Origin of the sequence: uncultured Campylobacter sp. (genome assembly GCF_937997405.1) — a bacterium.
GTDB lineage: Bacteria > Campylobacterota > Campylobacteria > Campylobacterales > Campylobacteraceae > Campylobacter_B.
Window position 1 is genome coordinate 1 of the sequence record NZ_CALKTL010000055.1, and the last position, 8,061, is coordinate 8,061.

At 47.7% G+C, this 8,061-nt stretch carries 5 protein-coding genes and 2 pseudogenes; 1 reads left to right on the top strand and 6 read right to left on the bottom strand.

What is annotated here, in order from left to right:
* The 5 genes and pseudogenes from Q0372_RS02725 to Q0372_RS02745 all read right to left on the bottom strand — a co-directional run.
* Positions 1 to 485 (bottom strand): annotated as a pseudogene (locus tag Q0372_RS02725) (CCA tRNA nucleotidyltransferase); the annotation flags it as partial.
* Entirely contained in the window at positions 445 to 1,803 is a 1,359-nt protein-coding gene (locus tag Q0372_RS02730) for a hypothetical protein (RefSeq protein WP_298102254.1), read from the bottom strand. The pseudogene Q0372_RS02725 and the gene Q0372_RS02730, both read right to left, overlap by 41 nt.
* Positions 1,796 to 2,038, bottom strand: coding sequence for a hypothetical protein (locus Q0372_RS02735; RefSeq protein ID WP_297945189.1), 243 nt, complete (start codon positions 2,036 to 2,038; stop codon positions 1,796 to 1,798). The genes Q0372_RS02730 and Q0372_RS02735 overlap by 8 nt, the downstream gene beginning before the upstream one ends.
* A gap of 9 nt (positions 2,039 to 2,047) precedes the next feature.
* A pseudogene (gene leuB, locus Q0372_RS02740) lies at positions 2,048 to 3,108 on the bottom strand (3-isopropylmalate dehydrogenase).
* 9 nt (positions 3,109 to 3,117) lie between these two features.
* On the bottom strand, positions 3,118 to 3,600 hold the full coding sequence (locus Q0372_RS02745; protein ID WP_297913507.1) for a 3-isopropylmalate dehydratase small subunit: 483 nt from the start codon (positions 3,598 to 3,600) through the stop codon (positions 3,118 to 3,120).
* Positions 3,601 to 4,005: 405 nt separating this feature from the next.
* Here Q0372_RS02745 and rpoD point away from each other — a divergent pair, with 405 nt between their 5' ends.
* Entirely contained in the window at positions 4,006 to 5,886 is a 1,881-nt protein-coding gene (gene rpoD / locus Q0372_RS02750; protein WP_298102257.1) for an RNA polymerase sigma factor RpoD, read from the top strand.
* A gap of 1,261 nt (positions 5,887 to 7,147) precedes the next feature.
* Here rpoD and Q0372_RS02755 read toward each other — a convergent pair.
* Positions 7,148 to 8,061, bottom strand: a 914-nt coding sequence (locus tag Q0372_RS02755; protein ID WP_298102261.1) for a hypothetical protein, incomplete at its 5' end; no start/stop codon positions are given.

Below are 8,061 nucleotides of genomic sequence, written 5' to 3' on the forward strand. Positions count from 1 at the left end.
GCGTCTTCGTTGAAGCGTTCCGAAGGTGTTCCTACAGCACGTAAGATCTGCTGTTTCAGATCATCCAACCCTTCAAATAAATCAATCACATTCCCTGCTTCATCCAAAGCCAAAGCATTGATCGTAAAATCGCGCCGCCTACTAGCCTCGCGTTCGTCCGTAGCCAAAGCGACACTAAAGCCCTTGTGCCCGACGCCAGTCTTGCTCTCGGTGCGCGGCAGCGAAACATCGAAATTTTTATATTTATATACAAAGTAGCTTTTGCCGACGCCCTGTGCGCCGAAGTCTTGCATAATTTGCTCGAAACGGTGCGGATTCACATCGTAAAGCTCCACATCCACATCAGCACTCGCCCGCCCCAAAAAATGATCGCGCACGCAGCCGCCCACCAGATAGATGCGTGAGCTAAATTTTTTAAGATAATCTAAAAGCGCGATGAAATCGTCATTTTGATAGATTTTCAAGTCGGTTTTCGATACTTGCAAGCAAAAATTCCATAAATTTTAAATTTAGCTCCACACGCGCGTTCAAATCGCCCTTCTCAAAAGCGTTCAGCCCCTCAAAAAGCACTAAAATTCGCTCTTTTATCGCGCTCAAAAACTCCGCTTCGCTTGAAATTTTAAAATCTGTATTTGCGAGATATTTTGATTTATCGCCCGCTTGTCTCGCAGCCCCAAGATGTCGCGCTGCTTCAGGATGGCACGTGGCGGAATTTTTAGCACCAGAAGAAGCAAAACCTCCCGCTTGCATATCCTGCGCGGTGGAATTGCGAAGCTGCGGCGTGGCGAGCTCATCACCTCGCACCCCAGGCATCGTAAAATTCTGTGACTGCGAAACGAAATTTTGCTGGCGCGTGGCAGCATTTCGGATCTCTAGTGCGGCGGAATTTTGAGCTTGAAGCGACGCTAAATCCTGCTTTTTAGAATGCGCCGTACCGAAATAATCGTCAGCTTCGTTTTCTTTGAAATCAGAGCCAGGCCCAAAATTGTCATTGCTTAGCTCCTTAAAATGCGCGCCTAAAATACGAGGCGTCAAATCTTGCTTACTTTGGGAGTCGTCATCCGTAGAATTTAGCGCTAATTCAAAATCTTTACTTTCGGCAGAGCTTTGCGCTATGCTTGCGTCCCTGCTTTGCGGCGAAGCAAACCCATTCATATCGCTGCCTAAACTATCGTAAATTTCGCCTGCGATGCCCGATAAATCACGAAAGCTTTCGTCAAATTTCGCGGCGGAGCTTTTTAAAATTCCATCGTTTGCAAAGGTTGAATTTGCGGAATCTTTGCTACTTGCAGAAGTGGAATTTATAAAATTTTCTCCATTTAAAGAGACGGAGGCCACGGAATTTTCACTGCTTGTAAGATCAAAATTTTTAAAATTCTCCTCGCTGGAAAAAGTAAAATTTTCATCTTTTACGGCAGATTTTTTTAAAGTAGCGTCCGCTGCAAATTCCGTGCTGCTATACGTAGAGCTCTTACTCGCCATGGAATTTGAATGATCGAAGGCGGAATTTAAAGCGTCCGATGAGACAAAGCGCGAAGTGAAATTTTTGGTATCCAAGGAAGTAAAATTTTGCGCGTTTGATGAAGCGATATTCGGTGCAGATGTAGAATTTAAGGCATCAGGTGCAATGGGATCTGGCGCAAAAGAAGTGGGGCTTAAAGCATCCTGCGAAGCCTGCGCCTCTGCCTCAGCGCTGTTTGCATTTGCAGCCCTCTCTTGCTGCGCCGCCAAATCTTGCATGCGCTTTTGTGCTTTCATCTCATTTACTGCTTCGATGATATCTTCCATTTCATTTTCATACATCAATTAGCCACCTCTTAAATTCCGCTTGTTTGCTCGCATCGACGCTTAAAAAGCGCTCCAGCATCGCCATATTGACGCCAGAGCTTACTCGATGATTCAAATTTAGCCGCGCAAAAAGCACAGCCGCATCGCCATCTTGCGGATTATCGCGTAAAATACCGCGACAAATCCGCATTGCGCCGTAGATATCGCCTTTTTTCTCAAGCTCCATAGCGTATGCTAGCGCACCATTCAAAGCTAGCTCCTAAGCCTTACTTGCGTAATCTGCGATGATCGAGCCGATCTCTGCGGTCGAGCAAATTTCTTTGGCGTCGTACTGCGCGATATCCTTGGTGCGGTATCCGTCGCGAAGCACGGCGCGTACGGCAAGCTCGATCGCCGCTGCCGCTTCATTCTCGACGAATGCGTATTTTAGCATCATCGCAGCGCTTAAGATCGTAGCGATCGGCCCTGCCCCGCGATGTCGGGCGCGCTGCCGTGGATCGGCTCGTAGATGCCTACCTTACCGCCGATACTCGCACTCGGAAGCAATCCGATCGAGCCGCAGATCATGCTCGCCTCATCGCTTAAAATATCGCCGAACAAATTCTCCGTCAAAATCACGTCGAACTGCGCAGGCGCCCGCACGAGCTGCATCGCGGCGTTATCTACGTACATAAACTCCAAATTTATCCCCTCGTAATTTCCCACTAGCTCGCTTACGACCTCGCGCCACAGCTGGCTTGTTTCAAGCACGTTGGCCTTATCCACGAGCGTTATCTTTTTGTTTCGCAAAAGCGCAGCCTCAAACGCGACCTTAGCCACGCGCTCGATCTCGGCGGCGTTGTAGCGCATCGTATTTAGCGCATCCTTTTCGTTTTTAACGCGCGGCTGCCCGAAATAAATCCCGCCCGTAAGCTCGCGCACCACCATTATATCGACGCCTTTGATGATCTCCGGCTTTAGCGTCGAAGCGTTTATCAGCTCATCAAAAATCATCGCAGGGCGCAGGTTTGCAAACGCCCCAAGCTCTTTGCGGATTTTAAGCAGCCCGCTTTCAGGTCGCAGTTCACGCGGCAAGCCATCCCATTTCGCGCCGCCGATCGCACCGAAAAGCACTGCATCGCTTGATTTAGCGGCATTTAGCGTTTCATCCGGAAGCGGAACGCCCATAATGTCGATTGCGGAGCCGCCCATTAAACGGTAGTCAAAATTTAGCTCGAAATTAAATTTATGGCTTACGGCATCAAGCACCTTGATCGCCTCTTCGATGATCTCAGGGCCGATTCCGTCGCCTTTTATCACGCATACGTCGTATTTTTTCATCCAAATTCCTTACAAGTTTATCTTTGTTTTTGCGTAATTTATCGCTCCGCCCGCGTCGAGTAGCTTTTGCATAAACTCCGGTATCGCGCCGAATTTATACTCAGTTTTTTGAGTTAAATTTTTAATTACGCCGCCCTTTAGATCGATGCTAAGCTCGTCGCCCTGCGCGATCTTATCCGTCTCGTCGCATTCGAGGATCAAAAAGCCCGTGTTGAAGCTGTTTCGATAAAAAATCCTAGCGAAGTTTTTTGCGATCACGCATGAAATTCCGGCGGCTTTAAGCGCCATCGGAGCGTGCTCACGAGAGCTGCCGCAGCCGAAATTTTTCCCCGCTACGATGATGTCGCCGCGAGCTATTTTGGACGAAAAATCCCTGTCCGCATCCTCCATGATATGCGTAGCAAGCACCGCCGCATCGGAAGTGTTTAAGTAGCGCGCCGCGATAATAATGTCGGTGTCGATATCATCGCCGAATTTCCATACTTTTGCCATATTTCCGCCTTAAATTTTAAAATAGATGCACGATTTTACCGACAAATTTATTAAAATCCGCTCAATCGCTCCGATACGAGGGCGAAATTCCTCGCTTGAAATTTGGGGCTAAATTTAAGCGCGAGAGCGCAAAGATAGGAAGTGCGGAGGCGTTAAATTTAAAAGCGGCGGCGTAAGGGGCGGAATTTCGGCGCGCTAATTTTCGTCTTGCAAGCACGAAATTTTAGCGGGCGATCTTAAATTTAGCTAAAAATATAACCTAAATTTTAAAATTTAGCCTAATCTCTAGAATTTAAAAAATCATTAAATTTAGATGATTTGCGCCGTATATAAGCAAAAATAAAGAGCGTTTCGGTATAATCTAATTTCTCAAAACCAAAATACACAACGACACAAGGAGATTTTATGGCGAGCCCAAAAGACGCCTTAAGCCCCATCGAGCAATTTTTCGACGAAAATCAAAAAAGCTACATCACCTACGAAAGACTGATAAAATTTTTCGACAAAGCCCCCACCGCGACGGCTGTTAAGAAGGTCGAAGCGCTTACGAAAAAATTCGACGTTGAGCTAATCTCCGCCGCGGAAATCTCCAAAATCAAAAATTTAGAAGACGCGAAACTCAAAGAAGCGACGCAAAAAAGGCTGCTGGACGAGGGCTGGGACGAGGAGTTTGACCTATCCAGCGACGTCGAGCTTTTGGAGTGGAGCCGCTCTGACAGCCCGGTACGAATGTACCTGCGCGAAATGGGACAGATCCCGCTGCTGACCAAAGAAGAGGAGATCGAGATCAGCAAAAAAATCGAGCTCGGCGAGGACATCATCATCGACGCGTTTTGCTCGGTGCCGTACTTAATAGACTTCATTTTAGACTATAAAGAGCCGCTCATCAACCGCGAACGCCGCGTCAAGGAGCTTTTCAAGAGCTTTGACGACAGCGACGAAGAGGGTGAAGAGGAGGACGAAGAGGAACTATCGGAGGAGGATTACGACGACGAGGAGGATGAGGAGAGCGCGGACGAGGCGAAGCAAAAGCGCTCTAGAAAGAACGATAAGCGCGCCCTAAAGGTCATCGAAAGCTTCAAGGCTCTTGAAAAAGCCAAAAAGGATTGGATGAAATTTGCCGAGAAAAATGCCGAAGCGATTAAGCAGAGCAAGGGAATTTTATCGAAGCTAAACCTGGCGTTTAAAAAGAAAATTTTAAAAGAAAAGCTCATGGATCTGGGTCCAACTAGCAAGCTCATCACCGAGATCGTAAAATCGATGGAGACCGCGCTAAAAAGCGACGAAGGCTTCGAAAAAGAGCTCAAGCGCCTGGAATACAAGCTGCCGATGTTTAGCGCCGAACTGCGCGAAAATCACAAAAAAATCCTAAAAGATATCACGAAGCTCAGCAAGGACGACATCATCGCGCGCGTGCCGGAAGCTACGATGGTCTCGACCTATGTCGATATAAAAAAGCTCTTTTTGACAAAAGAGGCGAGCAAAAAAAGCTTCAACCTAGAGCCCGAGCGGCTGAAAGAAATTTTAGAGCAGATTAAGCGCGGCAAGCGCATCAGCGACAATGCAAAAGCGCGTATGGCGAAGTCCAACCTGCGCCTGGTAGTCTCCATCGCCAAGCGCTACACCAACCGCGGGCTGCCGTTTTTAGACCTCATCCAGGAGGGCAACATCGGGCTTATGAAGGCGGTGGATAAATTTGAATACAAACGCGGCTATAAATTTTCGACATACGCGACGTGGTGGATCCGCCAGGCGATCAGCCGCGCCATCGCCGATCAAGCGCGCACGATCCGCATCCCGATCCATATGATCGAGACGATAAATCGAATTAATAAAATCACGCGCAAATATATGCAAGAAGGCGGCAAGGAGCCCGATATCAACGTCATCGCGCAAGAGGTGGGCCTTAGCGTCGATAAGGTAAAGCAGGTCATCAAAATCACAAAGGAGCCGATCAGCCTAGAAGCGCCGATCGGAAATGAGGATGACGGTAAATTCGGCGATTTCGTCGAAGACAAAAGCTCGGTTTCGCCGATCGAACAAATTTTAAAATCCGATCTCAAAGAGCAGATCGACGATATCTTAGAACAGCTCAACGACCGCGAGCGAACGGTTATCCGCATGCGATTCGGGCTGCTTGACGACGAGAGCGACCGCACGCTTGAAGAGATAGGCAAGGAGCTCAACATCACTCGCGAGCGCGTCCGCCAGATCGAAAGCTCGGCGATCAAAAAGCTAAAACACCCAAAGATCGGCCGCAAACTCAAAACCTATATCGAGAGCTAAAACAAAACGCCGATATAATTATTCTTTTTACTCTTTGAACGCCCGGCAAATTTAAAATCCATTAGACAGCCGGGCTTTGACATCGGTATGATTGATCCTGACGCACGACAAAAATTTAAATCCGCTAAGATCCAAGCCGGGGCTGTCAATAGTGTATTTTTAGTCTAAATTTATCAAATAGGACGCAAATCAAGGCACAGTAAAATCCAGCAGTACTTAAAACCTCGATTTTTATGGGCTTAAGGTTTGAAGTTCGTAAGTTTCAAACTCCAGCGGAGAGAATTTACACTCCGAGGCAGCCAAAATTTCCTTGCAGATTTGCGGTTTCAAACTCCAGTGGAGGAAATTTACACGATAAAATCCAAATTGACCTATCGCTTGATGCGATGTTTCAAACTCCAACGGAGAAAATTTCCACTCAGAATGGAAGACGTGAAATTTACGAGGTAGTAGTTTCAAACTCCAACGGAGAAAATTTACACCAAAACCTTTTTTAAAATCCGCGTCGTTTGCAAATGCGTTTCAAACTCCAGCGGAGTAGATTTACACGAAGCTAAAAGATGTTTTCTGTGCGTGGCTAGATATGTTTCAAACTCCAGCGGAGGAAGTTTACACATGGCTAAGGGATATTAAGGCGATATTCTTTGAAGTTTCAAACTCCAGTGGAGGAAATTTACACGGATGTATGATAACTCAATGAAAAAGATTGGCGGACGTTTCAAACTCCATCGGAGTAAATTTACACAGCTCTAGAAATTCTATTTTTACAGGCTATGAATACTTGAAGTTTATATTCTTACCCCTTAAATTTAGATAAGCGACAAAGGCGGTTTAAAATAAAACACCGTATTTGTAGTGTTTTGCAAATCTCAGCCAAAGCTTTATCCGCACAATTTTCAAAATTCCGACTAAAACTAGGTAGCGCGATTTAACGGCGCAAAAGTCGTTGCCGTTTTGCCGCGCTGTCATTCCGCCTCGCATCATCTGGCTGGCTTACTGCGCGCCGACGAACCGGCATCGCGGCACCGGCAAGTTTTGACACACACTCAATTGCATCCCGCCGCCGCACTGCCGTACCTGCAATTGCAGCACCCATAAATTTACCGCATTGCTGCGCTGAAAACCGCAACACTCTTAAATTTACTGCTCCGCCGTGCCGTCCCACTCTTAAAATTACCTTTTGTAGCCAAGGGTGCGCTGGATAACACGACGTCGGTATTTTTGTTTTTCTCTAAATTTACCTTCCGTAGGGCCGCCAAATTTAACCGTGCCGCAAGCTGCGCTTTCTAAGGTAGCTATAAATCCAAGCTCCGAGCAATAAAATCGCCGCGAGGCAATACATATAAAAGGCCGCGCCGTTTTCATACTCCACGTCCTGCGCGCTAAAGATCAGCTGCGACATCTCGGGGTTTCGCGCCGCCTCGTCCGCGATCTGCGCCATCACCTCATCATCATGCACGTCTAGCGTGATCTTTCGCAAATCGATGAAATTCGTCCGCTTATCCAGATGCCTGCCGCTGCGGCCCGTGACGTAAACGCTATGCGAGTAGAAATTTAGATAGTAAAATCCCGCGTCGTCTTTCAAAAGCCTTTCCGAGATCTGCCGCACGGCGCCTTTAAACGGATTGTCGCCCGCCCTTTTTAGCGCGCTTAGCCGGCTGGCATCTGCGCCAAATTTATAATACACGTACCAAAGCGCGTCCTTGAGCCGACCTTCGGTACCGCTGCCGCGCGGGCGATTTAAAATTTTATCCTTGCTTAGATAAAATATGCCGTTTTTGCTCGCAAACAGCATGTATTCCTGATGCCCACTCTGAAAATTTAGCGGCGTATAGGGCTCGTTTGTGGGGTCAAACCTCTCGCCGTTCATCAGCACCGCGCCCGTAGCTGGATCAAAAAGAAACTCTATGCCCGAGTTTGGCTCCACGAGATACATCTGCTCACTAGGCGTGAAATTTAGCCTCTCGCCGTCCGCATAGACGCTGCGTCCGTCGCTTAGCCACCGATCGACCGGGCGAAAGTGCGCGGGCGAGCCGGGGCCGTCTTCGTGTATGATTTTTAGCCTTATCTGTTTTAGATTTTTTGCATCCGCACCCGCTAAAATTTTACCCTCGTAAAATACCCGCTCGCCGTCGGCGTCGCCATCGATCCCAGCCTCGTGACCGCCTTCCCCAT

What these genes read in the sequence shown, in the direction of transcription:
- Q0372_RS02730 (WP_298102254.1), bottom strand. Translation starts at nt 1,803, where the DNA reads ATGTATGAAAATGAAATGGAAGATATCATCGAAGCAGTAAATGAGATG.
- Q0372_RS02745 (WP_297913507.1), bottom strand. Translation starts at nt 3,600, where the DNA reads ATGGCAAAAGTATGGAAATTCGGCGATGATATCGACACCGACATTATT.
- rpoD (WP_298102257.1), top strand. Translation starts at nt 4,006, where the DNA reads ATGGCGAGCCCAAAAGACGCCTTAAGCCCCATCGAGCAATTTTTCGAC.